This is a genomic window from Marinobacter mangrovi (assembly GCF_016798325.1).
Classification (GTDB): domain Bacteria; phylum Pseudomonadota; class Gammaproteobacteria; order Pseudomonadales; family Oleiphilaceae; genus Marinobacter_A; species Marinobacter_A mangrovi.
On sequence record NZ_JAERVO010000001.1, the window covers coordinates 1,048,001 to 1,064,238 of the forward strand.

The window sequence follows — 16,238 nt, forward strand, 5'->3', positions numbered from 1 at the left end:
TCATTGAGCGCAGCGATCCGGCCCGGCAACCTCTTGACTTCCCTACGTTAGAGCCGACAATCGGTAACTCAGCCCGCCGATTGGCCGGCTCGCCGCGGACAAACGGCCGGAATGAGGTGCCTCCCCCCTCATCTACGGCCTCAAGGACGCTCATGCTTCACCAGATAATCGGACTCGCACTTACCCGATGTTGCTGACCACCAAATTCCTGAGACCCGCCGCCGACGCCCGAGCCGTTCGCCGCGAGCGCCTGCTGCAGATCCTTCAACGGCGCCCGGGAAAACGTCTGAATCTGGTTATTGGCCCTGCCGGTTTCGGGAAAACGACGCTGGTCAATCAATGGTGTGCGGATCAGACATTACCCGTCGCCTGGTTGTCGCTGGATGAAAACGACGACGACCCACGACGCTTCTGGCAATACGTCACTGGTGCCTTGATCCATGCCGGTTTTGCGGGCCTGGAATCCTGTCAAAAGGCTTTCAACACCTACGCCAGCCATGAACTGGAAGGGGCCATTACCGGCCTGATCAACGCCCTGGTGGACAGCGCCGGCGACGGACTCAACCTGGTCATCGACGACTACCATCAGATCCAGAACGCGGACATCCACCGCCAGCTGGCCTACCTGATCGGCTATTTGCCGCCCGGGATGACCATCGTATTGGCCTCCCGCACCGAACCCGATCTGCCGATTGCCAAATGGCGTGTCCGCCAGTGGGTGGACGACATCCATCCGCAACTGCTGGCCTTTTCCGAGGACGAGTGCCGACGCTTCTTTAATGAATGCATGGCGCTGGACCTGTCCCAGTCAGAAGCCCGCCGGATCTGGAAGAAAACCGAAGGCTGGGTCGCGGCCATGCAGTTGAGCGCGCTCTCTCACCGCGACGGCGTGGGTCACGAGGGCGCAGCGGCTCCGAACCCCGTGCCCGAGACGACGCGTCAAATCAACGATTACATCCTCAGCGAAATTCTCGACCAGCAACCGGAGGACGTGGGGGCGTTCCTGCTGGATACCGCTTGCTGCCTCCGGCTGACCGCGTCCCTGTGCGACACCGTCCGTGAATCGTCGGACAGCCAGGCCATGCTGGAATCGCTGAGCCAGCGCAACCTCTTCCTGATTCCCCTGGACACCCGCGATGAATGGTTCCGGTACCACGACCTGTTCCGGGAAGCCCTGTTCCAGCGCCTGCAACAGACCCAGCCCGAGCGCATCCAGACTTTACAGTCCCGGGCGGTCACCTGGTTCCTGGAGCACGACCACATTCAGGAAGCCATTGCCCAGTTGGTCCAGCTACGGGATTGGGACTGGCTCGCCAGCGTGCTCGAACAACACGGCAACAACCTGATCCACGGGGGCTTTCACCTGCCGGTGCTGGACTGGCTCGACAAACTGCCGGACGGCACCGTGGAAAACAGCCCGCGGCTGTCGATGCTCCAGATCTGGGGGCATTTCTTTGCCAATAGACTGGACGCCATCGAACCGCGGCTGGAGCGTCTGGAAGACCTGCTGGATCGCCGCGTCGCTGACTCGCATCCGGATGCCGAAGGTGCGCTGGCCCTACAGAGCGAAATTGCGTTGATCCGCTCCTACCTTGCCCGGACCCGCAGTGACCTCAAGAGCGCCGCCGACCTGACCCAGCAGGTGCTGCGGGATATCGACCACACCCAGATCCCCTTGAAGTCGGTCACCTATTACGGTTTAGGCCTGGATTATTTCGGTCGGGGCGATTTGCCGGCCGCCGAGGAAGCGCTGCAATCGGCCGTTTCCCATGGCCAGATCGAGCGCAAGCCGTCCACCGTGCTTTCCAGCGGTGGCCTACTGGCCTGGATCCAGTTCAATCGCGGCCAGATCGAACAGGCGCTGGAAAGCTGCGTCAATATCCGCAAGTGGATCGATCGCCACTACACGGATCCCAAGCAGCCCAAGCTGATCTCCTGCTGGCAGAACTGTACGCTGATCGAAATCTATCGCGAACGGGGCGAGCTGGAACTGGCGGACACCCATCTTGCGCCGCTGATGAGTCACCTGGAAAACGGCACCGAGCCGGGCCAGCACGTGATCATCCAGTACGCCCGCGCCCGGCTGGCCTTTACCCGCGGTGACTACGAGCTGGCCATCAACGCACTTGATGACGCCCAGTCCGTCCTGGAACGCCGCCGGGAGCACATTGTCTTCGAGCCACCCAACCTGGCGGCGCTCAAGGCCCGCGTCCAACTGGCTCAAGGTCAGACGGAGGCGGCCCGGGCCTGGCTGGAAACCCGCCATCCCGACCGTTTCCGCAACCCCCTGAACGCCGAACAGGACAGCATTACCGCCGCTCGCGTCCTGATTGCCCTGGGCCGGTCTGACGAGGCGACGCCCATACTGACGCCCTTGCGGCTGTCGACGGAAACCGGGCAACACCACAAGCACCTGATCGAAGTGCTGACCGTCTATGCGGATGCGCTGGCCACCGAAGGCAAGGCGCAGGAAGCCCTGTCGGTGCTGTCGGAGGCCTTGAAGCGGGCCGCCCGAGAGCAGCTCTACCGGACGTTCGTCGAGGAAAGCCCGCAGGTGCATACGCTGCTGCGGCAAGTGAGTCGACAACAGGTGGACGGCACATTCCTGGATCACCTGCTCGACCTGTTACCCGTCAGTAGGCCGGTTGCGGGCACCCATGCTGCCGTATCGTCGGGATCAGCCGGGCTGATCGAACCTTTAAGTGCACGGGAAACGGAAGTGCTGGCCTTGATCAATGAAGGGTTGGCCAACAAGGACATTGCCCTGCGCATGGATGTCGCCGGCACCACCGTCAAGGCACACATCCGCAACCTCTACGGCAAGCTCCAGGTCAAAAGCCGCACGGAGGCGCTGGCACGGGCCCGGCAGCTGGAATTGCTGGACTGAGAAGGCGGCTATTTTGTGATGTACGTCACACTTTATTTGAATTTATTCGCCTCACTACGCCCTTTGGACGATCCGCTTACGCCCCTACTCCCCCTATTATGATCTCGACGGTGAGGGAAACCTCACCTCGGAATCTGAAACTTCAGGCCTTTGGATTCCATGTTCCGTGTTGCTTAAAACTCCAGGGTCATCAAGTCAGAGCCCTGTTTCTCGAAAGGCGTTATTCCGATTGGATTAACGCCTTTTTTTTGTGGCTGGAAAACAAGGTCGAGGTCGGCCCACGCTTCCGCCCAGGCCGGCAGTCTTGAGATCAGGGGGAAATGACCCGACGGAATGGCGGCAGGGCATCCAGCAGGAGCTGGCCATAGCGGCGGGTGACGATGCGGCGATCCAGAATGGTGATGCGGCCCGTGTCCTGCTCCGTTCGCAACAGGCGGCCGGCGGCCTGTACCAGGCGGATGGAGGCATCCGGCACGGTGATTTCCATGAACGGGTTGCCACCCCGGGCCGTGACCCACTCCGCCAGGCTGGCGTCGATGGGATCGTCGGGCACGGCAAACGGCAGTCGGGTGATCACCACGTGCTGCAGGTAGTCGCCCGGCAGGTCAATCCCTTCGGCAAAGCTGGCCACACCGAACAGCACGCTGCGCTGACCGGCGTCAATGCGTTCACGGTGATGCCGCAGCACCTCCCCTTTCGCCATGTCGTCCTGGGTGGTGATGAGTTCCGGCCATTCCGGGGACAGCTTGTCCCGCACCGCGTTCATCTGGCGGCGAGAGGTGAACAATACCAACGTGGCCAGGCCGTCTTCCCAAAGCTGCGGCAGACGCTCCACCAGGGCCCCGGTGAAGGCATCCGCATCCGTGGGCAGCGCTGACATCGCCGGCACTTCTACCGAGGCCATATCCCCATAGCGGAAGGCGCTGGGCACCACCAGGTAGTTGCTGGCTTCCGGCAGTCCGGCCCGGCTGCGCAGGCGATCGAACTTGCCCAGTGCCGTCAGCGTGGCGCTGGTCAGGATGACCCCGTAAGCACGCGACCACAGCCGACCGTACAACAGGCTATCGGCCAGGACCGGGCTGCTGAAGAACGTGATGTCTTCGCTGTGATCGAAGCGCTGCCGTACCGCCCAGCGTGCCGGGGGCGGTCCCCGGTCCTCGCGTGCCGCCTGCCACGCCATCCAGAGGCGGTGCTGGTCCTCTGCCCGGCTGTGCAGGCTGCCGACGACCGGGAACCAGGCCTCGCCGGTCTGGCGGTCGACGTCATGCTCCCGCTTGTCATCGAACGCTTTCTGCATTTCGTCGGCCAGAACGCCCAGCTGCCGGGTCAGCGTCGCGCTGGCCGTACCGGCTTCAACCGCCGCCCTGGCCATATCCTCGGGAAGTTCCCCGTCCGGATAGCGCCACTGGGCGGTGTTGCGCTCGTCCTCGAACGTCCAGTCGATGGTCTTGTCCGCCAACTCAAAGACCTGCCCCAGCAACGTATCGTAATCGCGGGAGGCTTCGCTGATCCGGTCGAGCGTTTTCGAAGCGTGAGACACCGGCGCGAGATGCGGTTTCATCTTGACGATGACCTGGGACAGCTGCTTCAACCAGCTGCGGGTCCCGTTCAGGGACACCGACGCGGCAAAGTGATTGAGCGCCTTGTCAGGCAGGTGGTGGGCCTCATCGAAAATGAAGATGGCCTCTTCCGGCTTGGGCAGGATGGCCCCGCCGCCGAGCGCCAGATCCGCCAGCACCAGATCGTGGTTGGCGACGATCACATCCACCTCGTCAACGCCCTTGCGGGCCTCGAAGAAGGCGCAGGTGTCGAAGTAGCTGCAATGGCGATTGGTACACTGCCGATGGTCGGTGGTGACCTGGCGCCAGATGTCATCCGGAATCTGCTGCGGCCAGTGGTCCCGGTCGCCGTCCCAATTGCGGGAGGCGTACTGGCCCAGCATCTCCTCGAAAAATTCCCGGGTGCCCGGCTCGTCTTCCTGCTCCTTGTCCAGCAGGAACAGCGGCATGGTATCGCTGTCCTGAACGCCCTCGTCGTGCAGGCGCCCCTCCAGGCGCGACAGGCACAGGTAACGGCCCCGACCCTTGGCCAGCGTCCAGTCGAAATCAATCTGGGTGTGCTTGCGCAGGTCCGGCAGGTCCTTCTGGACGATCTGGTCCTGCAGGGCGACCGTGGCCGTGGAAATCACCAGCTTCTTGCCCAACGCCTGGGCCATGGGAATGGCGGCGAGCAGGTAGGCCAGCGTCTTGCCGGTACCGGTGCCCGCTTCCACCACGCAGGCCGACGCCGGCGAGGTGCGCTCGCCGTCACCCTCGGTGATGCCACCCAGGTAGCGGGCGATCTCCGCAATCATCAGCCGCTGGCCATAGCGGGCCTTGACGGACTTGCCGCTGAGAAGATCCCGGTAACCCTGCTGGATACGCTGTTTGACGTCGTCGTTCAGAGGCATCAGCGGGGACTGGTCCAATCGCGGACGACACCGACCCGGAAGGTCTCGCCGTAGGCACTGAGAATCACGCCGTCAGAGGTGATCGCTTCCACCCGGATGCCGGAGAAACTGTCACCCGGCCGCAGGTAGTTGCCATTGATCATGACCCGCCGGGCCGCCGGATCCGACGCGTAGATGTGACTGCTGAAATGCAGGTCCGGAATCTTGCGCTGGAACGCGATCGGTTTCTCGACCAGATGCTCCACCGGCGGCCCGTCGGCAAAATCAAAGCTGGAAGCCGGCAGGGCCGGCGTCGACGCATCGGGCTGGGACGGTACGATGAGCGTCGGCTCGTCCGAAGCGGTGGAGGCGCCAACCGCTTCCGGGTACTCCTCCTCGGCGTAGGTCGCCGCCGGCTCTTCCCGGGAGGTGGACGGCGTGATCACCGTGGGCGCCTCATCCTGCGTGTCAGCGGCCGCATGCTGTTGAGACTGCGCGGCCGGCTTCGACTCTTCCGGCGCCACGGTCTGGGTCGCCGCTTCTTTTGCACTGACCTTGGGCGTTTCATCAGCCACAGGCGACGCGGAGGCCTGCTTATCGACAGAACTGGCCAGGAAGCCACTACCCGGCCAGAAAATGGCCGCCAGAATCAGGCCATTGAAAACCAGGGCGATGGCCACCCAGCCACCGACGGGCATCGACCGGCGACGCGGTTTATGCACCATCTGCACGGATTGGGCGAGATCCGGCACCCGACCCTGCTGCCGGTCGCTCTCGGACTTGCGGAGCGCATCGAGAATGTACGACATGCGATCAGTGAACCTCCGCCGTCTGACGGCGCGCGGGTGAAAGTCGTGGGATTGAGGGATAGAGATCGGAATTCATCTGGATCAGTGTCTTGGCTCCGGCAATCCCGTCCGGTATCAGGCCATTGAGCGACTGATACCAGACGATCTGATCTTTCAGGCTGGCCGCCATCAGCTCATCCTGCTTGGTGATGTTACTCTCCAGCGTACTGATCAACTGCATCAGCTTGGCGCTCAGCCAGGCTTCCTCGCCGACGGCCTCGTCATTCGGGACCAGGCTGGACCGGTACGGCGGCAGGCGCCAGACCAGGGAATAATCCCCCAGCCAGTAGCGATCCACCAGGTCCGTGGACAATTTGAGTGTCTGCTCGCCCAGCACCAGCTTGGCTTCGCCACCCTCCAGCGCGATCAGCGTGGCGTAGCGCGGATCGCCCTTGTCATCGAACAGCTTCAGGATAACCGGTCGGTTGAGCTGTTCGATGCTGCGCCAGTTCCCCTGCCGGTGCAGACAGCTCAAACCCACGGTCTCGGCAAAGTCGCAGGCGTAATGGTACTGGCCCGCATCGTAATCGAAGCCCCAGCGCGAAAACAGCTGTGTATAGGCCTCGACCTGACTGCGGCCCGCGTCGTCAAGCAGGGACAGCCAGTTCGGAGGCACATTGCCGTCACCGTTGGCCCCGTTGGGATTGCCGGTAAACGGCTGCTCTGCCACGGCGCGGACCACTTCGCCACCGGACGAGGCAGCGGTTTCGGTGGCTTCGGCGGACTCTTCAGCCGCATCGGCGACAGCGTCGCCGTCGGCCGTTTCGGGATCCGCTACGACCTTGGCCTCAGTCGACGGCGCTATCTCCTTTTCGGGCACTTCAGCGGCCGTCGCTGTTTCCGCCACCGGTTCTGACGTGCCCGGGCTTAACGGATCAATCGCGCTCCAGCCCAGGAAAAGCACCACCATCAGACAGGCGGCGGCCGCGGCGACGTAGCGTAATTTCAGCTTATTGATCGGCAGCCTCGGGTGCGGGCGCCCCAGCACTTCCCGGGCGGCCTGGGCAATGTGGTCACGGTTAACTTCGTGTGTCCCTTCGGAATAGGCCCCCAACAACGCCCGATCACAAATCAGGTTGATAACGCGCGGAATCCCCCCGCTCAGACGATAGAGCTGGGCCATGCGGGCCGAATTAAAGAATTCACTGCGCTGCCCCGCCACGCTCAGGCGATAACGCAGGTAGGCCGGCAGTTCGCTGCGATCGATGGCATCCAGGTGGTAGCGGGCCGTAACCCGCTGGGCGAGTTGCCGCAGCTCCCTGGTCTCGAGCATTTCCTGAAGCTCGGGCTGGCCCAGCAGGACAATCTGCAACAGCTTTTTCTCGGCGGTTTCCAGATTGGTGAGCAAGCGCAGTTGCTCCAGCACATCCGCCGACAGGTTCTGGGCCTCGTCGATGATCAGTACCTGGTGCCGGCCACGGGCGTGGGCATCCAGCAGGTGCTGGTTCACCAGATCGATCAGGCGCTTGATGGTGCTGCCGGCGGGATGGCGGATGCCGAGCTCATCACAGATGCTGGACAGCAACTCGCGGGCTGACAACCGCGGATTCAGCACCAGGGCAATATCCACGTTCTCGGGCACGTTTTCGATGAAGCAGCGGCAGACGGTGGTTTTGCCGGTGCCGACTTCGCCGGTGATGACAATAAACCCGCCCTGCCCCTGAACGCCATACATCAGGTGCGCCAATGCTTCTTTGTGCCGTTCGCTCAAATAGAGATAACGGGGATCCGGCGCAATCGAGAAGGGAGGTTCCCGAAAGCCGAAAAACTCGTAGTACATGGGTGTCCAGTCTGTCACGGGATATTGCCAGGAACCCCGTATGATACCGTCCCGCTCTTATCACTGTCACCACGTGTCGTGTTCTTCGGCGTCTTTCTGTGACCCAGGCAATTCGAGCTCAACGCATGCCTTCACGTCAGGCAGGTTTCGGAATGCAACTCAGGTTTCCTGGGAAGAAACCAACCGAAGATCCCCACGTCGACTCTGCATCTGATCACGCACTCTCTGGATACAACGCTCCAGCGTCTTCGAGATCTTGGCGTGTGACCGAATCATGGAGATCTTGGGCCAGGTCGCCCGTTCCCCTTCCAGCATCATCTGGCGAATGAACGCCGGCGACGGGTTGGACAGCATCTGCGAGTAGTGGCGCCAGGAATAATGCGGCGCGATGGTGATGTCCCCGGAATAACGCTGGGCCATGATGGTATACAGGTGGCCGGCCACCTGACGGAACAGCTCCGGTTGCACCCGTTTGCGCAGGTAGTCGAACAGCCCGGTGCCGTGGAACTGCACCTCGGACTTCAGGACGTGCATGGGCAGGTTCAGCAGGCCCAGTTTTTCATCCCGGCCCCGCCGGTTCAGGAACGGCACCACATGCGGGTTGCTCTGACTGACGATCGTGTAATTGACGTCGTACAGGTGCATCAATCGTTCGACGGGCAGATCGCTGACAACCGAACCGTCGACGAACTTGAGACGGGGCATGTAAGGCAACACGGCCCCCTGCAGGTCTTTCTTCATCAAGGTCACCGGCGGGAAGATGCCCGGCACGGCCGCCGAGGCCAGCGCGGCGCTCCAGACCAGCAGATAAGGCGAGGTGTACCCGCACAGCAGCCGGGATTTCTGGTTGGCCTGTACCGGAGAAACGCTGATGTTGATCGAACGACCGGTCCGGTCGAAGGCTTCCTCAAACGTATACTCGCCCATATTCGCGCGTAAATTGGCCAGCAGCTGCTTCTGGTCCATAAAACCCTGGCCGTTGAGTCCGCGCAGCAGGCCGTTCCATTTCCAGGCCTTGAGGTGATGGGTTTCCGGATTGAACAGGTCGGGGATTTCAGCGTCGGTGTGCGTGCCCAGGATACCGGCCACGATCGCGCCCACGCTGGAGCCGGCAATCGTCTGGGGCAACAGGCCCCGCTCCCAGAGCGCCTTGATCACCCCCAGGTGAAACGTCCCCAGGGAAGCACCACCGCTCAGAAGCAGAGCGGGCCGGCCGTAGCTGGTCAGGGTGTCCTGGAAAAAGCGGAGTTTGGCCTCGGGAATGAACCCCGGGATCGGCTGGTCGCAGAGAAAATCCAGGGATTCGCAGACCTGATTGATGTAGGTCTCGATCAGGTGTTTGGTACCCACCCGCGAACGGCTGTAGAGCGCCGGGTTCCCCATATTGCCGAGATCGTGGTGCAACCCTTCGCGCAGCGCCCGCCGCAGTCGCTCGTAATCCTGGTTCTGGTGGTATTCCCGCAGGTGGGTCAGACGGTCGTAGATGAGCTCATAGTGATAGAGATCCGACGGATTCTCTTCCTTCCATTCGACATTGCCCTCGAGGTAGTCCAACTCCAGGGCCGCGGCCTTCCACATCTCGTAGTTCGGCGCCTGCGCCAGGCGCTTGCGATACTTTTCGATCTTGCCGGCTGCAATCATCATGGTCCCCTGGCGGAGCCAATGCCTTGCAATCGGCTATCGGCTTCACCTAGAAATTGTCGAGCATCACATCATTATCGTCGTTGGCAAACGGGTCACTTTCAACTTTGCCATCGTTGATCAGGAATTGCCGACGCTGGAGGTAGGCGTTCCTTACAAAAGTGTAGCTGTCGCCCGAGATAAAACTTTCTGCCGGAATCAGATCGGCCCGCTTGTCCACAATTTGCAACCCGCGCATGTAGTAATTTTCCGGGCTCTCGATGTAATCCCAGGTGCTGGGCATCACCGTCAGGTCGCCGACCAGGCCACCAAAATCACGACCGGTCGACGGCCCCAGGAACGGCAGGACCAGATAGGGCCCGCTACCCACACCCCAGTAGCCGAGGGTTTGACCGAGATCCTCGGGACGCTCAGGTAGATCAAACGCCGTGCCCACGTCAATCAGGCCGCCAAGACCAAATGTGGTGTTGTAGGTGAATCGTCCCAGTGCGACCACGGCGGACTCCCCCTTCAACTGCAGCACACTGTTGACGAAATTATTCAGCTCGCCAAGGTTTGTGAAGAAGTTGGTCACGCCCTTGTCGACAAAATCCGGCGTAATAAACCGGTAGCCCTCGGCCACCGGGCGCAGGAACCAGTCGTCGATGAACTCGTTGAACGCATAGACGTTCCGGTTCCAGCCCTCCCAGGGATCGCGCTCATCCTTGGGATCCTTACTTTGCTGAGCCAGCGCGTGATTGGCGGCGAGAAAGGTCAGCAAAACCAGTGCAACACGCCCATGGCGGGCTCCGGCGAAAGCAGTCAGGAATTTCATTTAGCAGCCTGATATTTTGACTTCAAACAAGTTTTATCGAAAATAGCCCGTCGCGCCGGATACGGTCATCCGCATATACCGCAATTGAAGCTGCCTCGAATAGCGTCTCTTGACGTTGGCGGGCAACCGGAACAACAGCTCCGATGAGGGAAACAAGCCATGTCAGAATTCGGAAATCACGTCCACTCCCTGGACATCCCCATGCGTTGGGGAGATATGGATGCCTATGGGCACGCCAACCATACGGTTTATTTCCGCTTTTTTGAAGAAGCCCGTATCACGTGGCTGGGTTCTGAGAACCTGCGCAACCTTCCGGACGGTACGGGGCCGGTCATCATCAAGACCAGCGCCACCTTCCTGAAGGAACTGAACTATCCGGCCACCGTGACCGTCAGTACCTATGCCGGCAAAGCGGGCAACAGCAGCCTGGAGACGTTCTACACGCTTCACGACAGCGCCACCGGCGACAAGTACGCCGAGGGCTACGCCAAGATCGTCTGGTTCGACCACCAAACGAGGAAGTCGACACGGCTGCCCGACAGATTACGCGCACTGGCGGCAGAATAAATGCCTGATCCTGCCGAATTTGCGGGCAATCCTCGCCCGGATTGGGTTCATCCAAGAAAAAACCCGCCTGCTCAACAGGCGGGTTTCACAACGTTCCAGACCGATCAGCGTTTCCGGATCACAACGCTGCCAATCGAATAACCCGCCCCGAAGGAACAGATCACACCCAGATCGCCGCTGACCAGGTCATCGCGATGCAGGTGGAAAGCGATGATCGAACCCGCGGAGCTTGTATTGGCGTATTCATCGAGGATCACCGGTGCTTCCTCGATGTTCGCGTCCCGGCCCAGCACGCGCCGTGCAATCAACTGGTTCATGTTGAGGTTGGCCTGGTGCAGCCACATCCGGCGCAGGTCTTCCGGCTCTAATTCCAGACTGGCCAGATGGCCCTGGATGGTCTCAGCCACCAGCGGTGAGACTTCCTTGAACACCTTGCGGCCTTGCTGGATAAAGAGCTTGTCCGGCTGGCCAATGCCCTCTTCGGCGCCCCGATTGAGGAAGCCAAAGTTGTTCCGGATGTTGTTGGAGAACTGCGTCTTCAGGCGCGTGCCCAGAATATCGAAGCCCTGTCCGTCAGCAACGCGATCTTCGCGCTCGACCAGAATTGCCGTGCAGGCATCCCCGAAGATGAAGTGGCTGTCCCGGTCGCGGAAATTCAGATGGCCGGAACAGATCTCCGGGCTGATCACCAACACGGCGTTGGCAGTACCGTTCTCGACGGCGTTCGCCGCTGCCTGCAGGCCGAAGGTGGCGGAGCTACAGGCCACGTTCACGTCATAAGCAAACCCGTCGATGCCCAGCGCCGCCTGAACCTCGATGGAAATCGCCGGGTACGGGCGCTGCATGTTCGAACAGGCGACAATCACCGCGTCCACGTCGTCTACACTGCGGCCGGCCTGCTCCAGCGCCTGCCTGGCCGCCACCACGGACATGTCACACTGAACGCTGGGCTCGTCGTTGGCACGCTCAGGAATCCGCGGACACATGCGCTCGGGATCCAGGATGCCATCCTTGTCGATCACATGGCGCCGCTTGATGCCGGAGGCCTTTTCAATAAATTCCGGTGCCGACGGCAGCAGGGCCTCGCATTCACCGCGTTCGATCTCTTCCGCATGATCCCGGTTAAAGCGTTCGACATAGGCATTGAACGCGTCGACCAGTTCTTCGTTATCGATATACGCTGGCGGGGTATACAGCCCGGTTCCGCTGATGACGGCTTTGATCACGTGACACTCCAGAATTCAGATGTAATTGCACCAAATAGTAACACACAGAGCCTGTTCTGCAGCCGCAACGACGCATCCTGGAGCACCTTGCGGAGGGACAGGCCGGCGTCAGGTGCTCACCTTTTCCCATTGCCGGTCCAGGCGCTGCACCGATACGGTTGTGGCCGTCCCCAACTGCTGCGCGAAAAACGACACCCGGTATTCTTCCAGCATCCACCGATACCGCAGCAGTTCAGGGTCACTGAGACCCTGCTTTTCGTGGGCTTCGCGACGCTTGGCGTAGCGGGACCAGAGTCCTTCGAACTCGTGCAGGAAGGTCCGCTCGCGCCCCATCTCCCGCGGCATTTTCTCCAGGCGGACCTCAACGGCGTCCAGGTAGCGCGGGAAATGCGCCAGCCATTCGCCCGGCGTGGCCACCAGGAATCCCGGATAGATCAGCTGGGACAGCTGGAATTTCACATCCGCCATGCTGTTGGCCAGCGCCAGGGGAATCTTGCCTTTGAGCTGCTTCATCAAGCCGTTGTAGGTCTTGAGAATGGCGTGCACCAATCGCGCCCGCTCTTCCAGGAACGGGATGAAGTCGCCGCGATGCGCGTCGAAAAGCGTGTCGAACGCCGCTTTATCACGTGGCAAGCTCTCGGCCAGGAAATGATCAATGACCGATGAGATCAACAGGTCGTCCCGCAGCGACTCGGCCTTGCCCACCGGCGCAAACAGCAGCGCCGCGCTCTTGAACTCGAGCAGCTTGCGTTCGATGCCGTCCAGCGTACTGCCGAACCGGTTGACGATCAGTCTCGCGACACCGCGTTCGGTGACCCGCCGACTCGTCAGCGGATCCAGGCAACGAATGGGACGCACCTGTCGACCGAGATCCTCCAGGGCTGGATAAACCCGCACACGCATGCCGCCCTTCTCGGTGTCGACCGATTCGGGCAGCGATCCGAAGGCCCAGTGTTCGGCGGGATCACTGTCTTTGGTCGGACCGGTCTCCGGCGCCTGTGACAGCGCTTCTTCCGCCCGGCCTTCCAGGCGCGACTGGATATCGGTGACGTCACGCCCCTCGGCCAGCTTGCCACCCTGGTCGTCAACGACCCGGATATTCATCTGAAGGTGGGCCGGCAGCTCGATGCCCTGCCAGGCTTCCGGATCAATACGAACACCGGTCATGCGGCGCAGCTGATCCGCCAGCTTCTCGGTCAACGGTTCGTTGGACGGTGTCATGTTGGCCAGCGCGGCATCCACAAAATCCGGGACCGGCACGAAATTCCGGCGGATAGCCTTGGGCAGCCCTTTCACCAGATGGATACATTTCTCCCGCAGCAGCCCCGGTACCAGCCAGTCGACCCGATGGGCCGGCACCTGCTTCAGGGCCATCAGGGGCACCTGCAGGGTGACGCCATCGTCCTGGCTGGTGGGCTCGAACTGGTAGCTCAACGGGTAATGGACGCCTTCCCACTGCAGCTCGTCGGGGTACTCTGTCTCCAGTCCCGCATCCGGATCGCGTTGGAGAATATCCGCTTCGGTCAGCTCAAGCGCCTTGATCTCACTGGCAGAAAGCTCTTTCCACCAGGCTTCGAAGTGTTGACCGCTCACCACCGAATCCGGCAGACGCTCGTGGTAGAAAGCCACCAGCGTTTCTTCATCGACCAGCAAATCCCGACGGCGGGACTTGCGCTCCATACCCTCGACCGTGTCCAGCATCTCCCGGTTGTGGCGAATAAACGGCGCCCGGGTGCTGTAATCGCCCTCAACCAGCGCCCGCCGGAGGAACAGCTGGCGCGCTTCCGCGGGGTCCACCTTGGCGTAGCCAATACGCCGGCGCGGTACGATGTCCAGCCCGTAAAGGCTGACTTTTTCGTAGCCCATCACCTGGGCGCGCTTGCGCTCCCAGTGGGGTTCGAAATAATGACGCTTCACCACATGCCCGGCCAACGGCTCGACCCACTCCGGTTCGATACGGGCCAGCATGCGCGCAAACACCCGGCTGGTTTCGACAATCTCCGCCGCGACAATCCATTTCGGTGTCGTCTTCGCCACCTTGGAGCCGGGGAACAGCATCACCTTTCGATTGCGGGTCGCCAGATACTCCCGCTTTTCGTACTTGGTGGCCACCTGCCCCAGCAGACCGGAAAGAATGGCCTTGTGCATTGCCTCGTAGCTGGCCGTCCTGGTGTTGACCGGCAGCTTTTGATCCCGGCACAGCAACGTCAGTTGGCGATGGACGTCCCGCCACTCCCGCATCCGCATGTAGGACAGGAACGACTTCTGGCACAGACGCCGCAACTGGTTCTGGGACAGGTCCTGGCGCTGCTCTTCGTAAACATTCCAGATATTGAGCAGGGTGACGAAATCCGATTCCTTGTCGTTGAACGGCGCGTGGGCCTGATCGGCCGCCTGCTGCTTGTCCTGCGGGCGCTCCCGCGGGTCCTGAACGCTCAAGCCGGCGATGACCACCAGCACCTCGGCCAGACTGCCCTGCTCGGCACCGGCCACCAGCATTCGCGCCAGACGCGGGTCGACCGGCAGACGTGCCATGGTCCGGCCCAGTTTGGTCAACTGACGCTTCGGGTTCACCGCCCCCAACTCTTCAAGCAATTTATAGCCGTCGTTGACCAGACGATTGTCGGGTGCTTCCAAAAACGGGAAGTTGCGGATATCACCAAGACCGGACACGGCCATCTGCAGGATGACCGAGGCCAGGTTAGTCCGCAGGATCTCGGGATCGGTGTACTCCGGGCGGCTCAGGAAATCGGCTTCGTCGTAAAGACGGAAACAGATACCCGGCGCTACCCGGCCGCAACGCCCTTTCCGCTGATTGGCGCTGGCCTGGGAAATCGGTTCGACAGGCAGGCGCTGGATTTTCGAACGCACGCTGTAACGGCTGATGCGGGCAACGCCGGTATCGATCACGTAGCGAATACCGGGTACCGTCAGCGATGTTTCCGCCACGTTGGTGGACAGCACAATACGGCGCCCGGCGTGACCCTGGAAGATCCGGTTCTGTTCACGGGCACTTAATCGGGAATACAGCGGCAGAACTTCCGTGTGGCGCAGATCCGCATGGCGCAGGGCCTTGCTCATCTCGCGGATTTCACGCTCGCCGGGCAGGAACACCAGCACGTCGCCCGGACGTTGCCCGCTGCTGCGTTCGTGGGCTTCAATCTCCTCCAGGGCTTCCACCACACCGTCGGACCAGCCCTGGTCCTTGTCGTCATCCTCGCCCACCAGCGGGCGATAGCGCACTTCCACCGGGTAAGTCCGCCCGGAGACTTCAATCACCGGCGCATCGCTGAAAAACGCGCTGAACCGGTCCACCTCGATGGTGGCCGACGTAATGATGATCTTGAGATCAGGGCGCTTCGACAACAGGTTGCGCAGGTAACCCAGCAGAAAATCGATGTTCAGGCTGCGCTCGTGGGCCTCGTCGATAATCAGCGTGTCGTAGCGGTCGAGGAAGCGATCGTGCTGGATCTCGGACAGCAGGATGCCGTCGGTCATTACCTTGATCAGCGAATCGGCGCTGGTGTTGTCGGTGAACCGGACCTGATAACCCACGCGCTGACCCACCTGCTCGCCGATTTCCTCGGCGATCCGGGATGAGACGCTGCGCGCGGCGAGACGCCGGGGTTGGGTATGGCCGATCAGGCCGCGGGTTCCGCGCCCCGCTTCGAGACAAATCTTGGGGATCTGGGTGGTTTTGCCCGACCCGGTTTCCCCGGCCACGATCACCACTTGATGGTGATCCAGGGCCTCCCGAATATCCGCTACCCGTTCAGAGACCGGAAGCTCCGGGGGATACTCGATTCGCGGGCGCAAATCGACCCGGCGTTGATAGTCCGCCTCACCCTCTTCCAGCCAGCGCAGGATCTTCGCGCGGTCCGCTTCGCCGGGACGGCCCTTGCTGCGCGCCAGCTGTTTCTTGATGCGCGCCACGTAACGCTGGGGCATCGCCGCAAAGCGGGCATCCAGAGCCGGACCTGTGGGGATATCGGTGGAGGATTCAGGGCTGATCGTCTTGCTCATTGAACCTGCTGGTTATGGATTGGA

9 protein-coding genes are annotated in these 16,238 nt (G+C 61.5%); 2 read left to right on the forward strand and 7 right to left on the reverse strand.

Annotated features, from left to right (window positions below):
* The first annotated feature begins 187 nt into the window (after window positions 1–187).
* Window positions 188–2,887, forward strand: coding sequence for a LuxR C-terminal-related transcriptional regulator (locus JL474_RS04665; RefSeq protein WP_203141098.1), 2,700 nt, complete (start codon window positions 188–190; stop codon window positions 2,885–2,887).
* Window positions 2,888–3,197: 310 nt separating this feature from the next.
* Here the strand turns inward: JL474_RS04665 and dinG are convergent, their stop codons facing one another.
* From dinG to JL474_RS04690, 5 genes are all read right to left on the reverse strand, one after another.
* Window positions 3,198–5,336 carry an ATP-dependent DNA helicase DinG gene (gene dinG, locus JL474_RS04670; protein WP_203141099.1) on the reverse strand — a complete coding sequence of 713 codons (2,139 nt, stop codon included), beginning with the start codon at window positions 5,334–5,336 and terminating at the stop codon, window positions 3,198–3,200.
* Window positions 5,336–6,124 carry a general secretion pathway protein GspB gene (locus tag JL474_RS04675; protein ID WP_203141100.1) on the reverse strand — a complete coding sequence of 263 codons (789 nt, stop codon included), beginning with the start codon at window positions 6,122–6,124 and terminating at the stop codon, window positions 5,336–5,338. Before JL474_RS04675 ends, dinG begins: the two co-directional genes overlap by 1 nt.
* A 4-nt stretch (window positions 6,125–6,128) precedes the next feature.
* The gene (locus JL474_RS04680; RefSeq protein WP_123635487.1) at window positions 6,129–7,943 is read right to left on the reverse strand and encodes an ExeA family protein; all 1,815 of its coding nucleotides are present in this window, start codon (window positions 7,941–7,943) and stop codon (window positions 6,129–6,131) included.
* A 159-nt stretch (window positions 7,944–8,102) separates the two neighbouring features.
* Window positions 8,103–9,587: a DUF3336 domain-containing protein gene (locus JL474_RS04685; protein ID WP_236011983.1), complete on the reverse strand. Its 1,485-nt coding sequence runs from the start codon at window positions 9,585–9,587 to the stop codon at window positions 8,103–8,105.
* Between the two features lie 46 nt (window positions 9,588–9,633).
* Complete coding sequence (locus tag JL474_RS04690; RefSeq protein WP_203141101.1) at window positions 9,634–10,398, reverse strand: MlaA family lipoprotein; 765 nt, start codon at window positions 10,396–10,398, stop codon at window positions 9,634–9,636.
* A 159-nt stretch (window positions 10,399–10,557) separates the two neighbouring features.
* On the opposite strand from JL474_RS04690, the gene JL474_RS04695 reads away from it, so the two are divergent.
* Window positions 10,558–10,965: an acyl-CoA thioesterase gene (locus JL474_RS04695; RefSeq protein WP_203141102.1), complete on the forward strand. Its 408-nt coding sequence runs from the start codon at window positions 10,558–10,560 to the stop codon at window positions 10,963–10,965.
* 104 nt (window positions 10,966–11,069) lie between these two features.
* Here the strand turns inward: JL474_RS04695 and JL474_RS04700 are convergent, their stop codons facing one another.
* Window positions 11,070–12,191, reverse strand: a complete 1,122-nt coding sequence (locus tag JL474_RS04700) for a beta-ketoacyl-ACP synthase III (protein ID WP_203141103.1) — start codon at window positions 12,189–12,191, stop codon at window positions 11,070–11,072.
* Between the two features lie 108 nt (window positions 12,192–12,299).
* On the reverse strand, window positions 12,300–16,214 hold the full coding sequence (gene hrpA, locus JL474_RS04705; protein WP_203141104.1) for an ATP-dependent RNA helicase HrpA: 3,915 nt from the start codon (window positions 16,212–16,214) through the stop codon (window positions 12,300–12,302).
* Window positions 16,215–16,238: the final 24 nt, after the last annotated feature.

Coding starts and splice junctions, on each gene's coding strand:
- JL474_RS04665 (WP_203141098.1), top strand. CDS start 188: ATGTTGCTGACCACCAAATTCCTGAGACCCGCCGCCGACGCCCGAGCC.
- dinG (WP_203141099.1), bottom strand. CDS start 5,336: ATGCCTCTGAACGACGACGTCAAACAGCGTATCCAGCAGGGTTACCGG.
- JL474_RS04675 (WP_203141100.1), bottom strand. CDS start 6,124: ATGTCGTACATTCTCGATGCGCTCCGCAAGTCCGAGAGCGACCGGCAG.
- JL474_RS04680 (WP_123635487.1), bottom strand. CDS start 7,943: ATGTACTACGAGTTTTTCGGCTTTCGGGAACCTCCCTTCTCGATTGCG.
- JL474_RS04685 (WP_236011983.1), bottom strand. CDS start 9,587: ATGATGATTGCAGCCGGCAAGATCGAAAAGTATCGCAAGCGCCTGGCG.
- JL474_RS04690 (WP_203141101.1), bottom strand. CDS start 10,398: ATGAAATTCCTGACTGCTTTCGCCGGAGCCCGCCATGGGCGTGTTGCA.
- JL474_RS04695 (WP_203141102.1), top strand. CDS start 10,558: ATGTCAGAATTCGGAAATCACGTCCACTCCCTGGACATCCCCATGCGT.
- hrpA (WP_203141104.1), bottom strand. CDS start 16,214: ATGAGCAAGACGATCAGCCCTGAATCCTCCACCGATATCCCCACAGGT.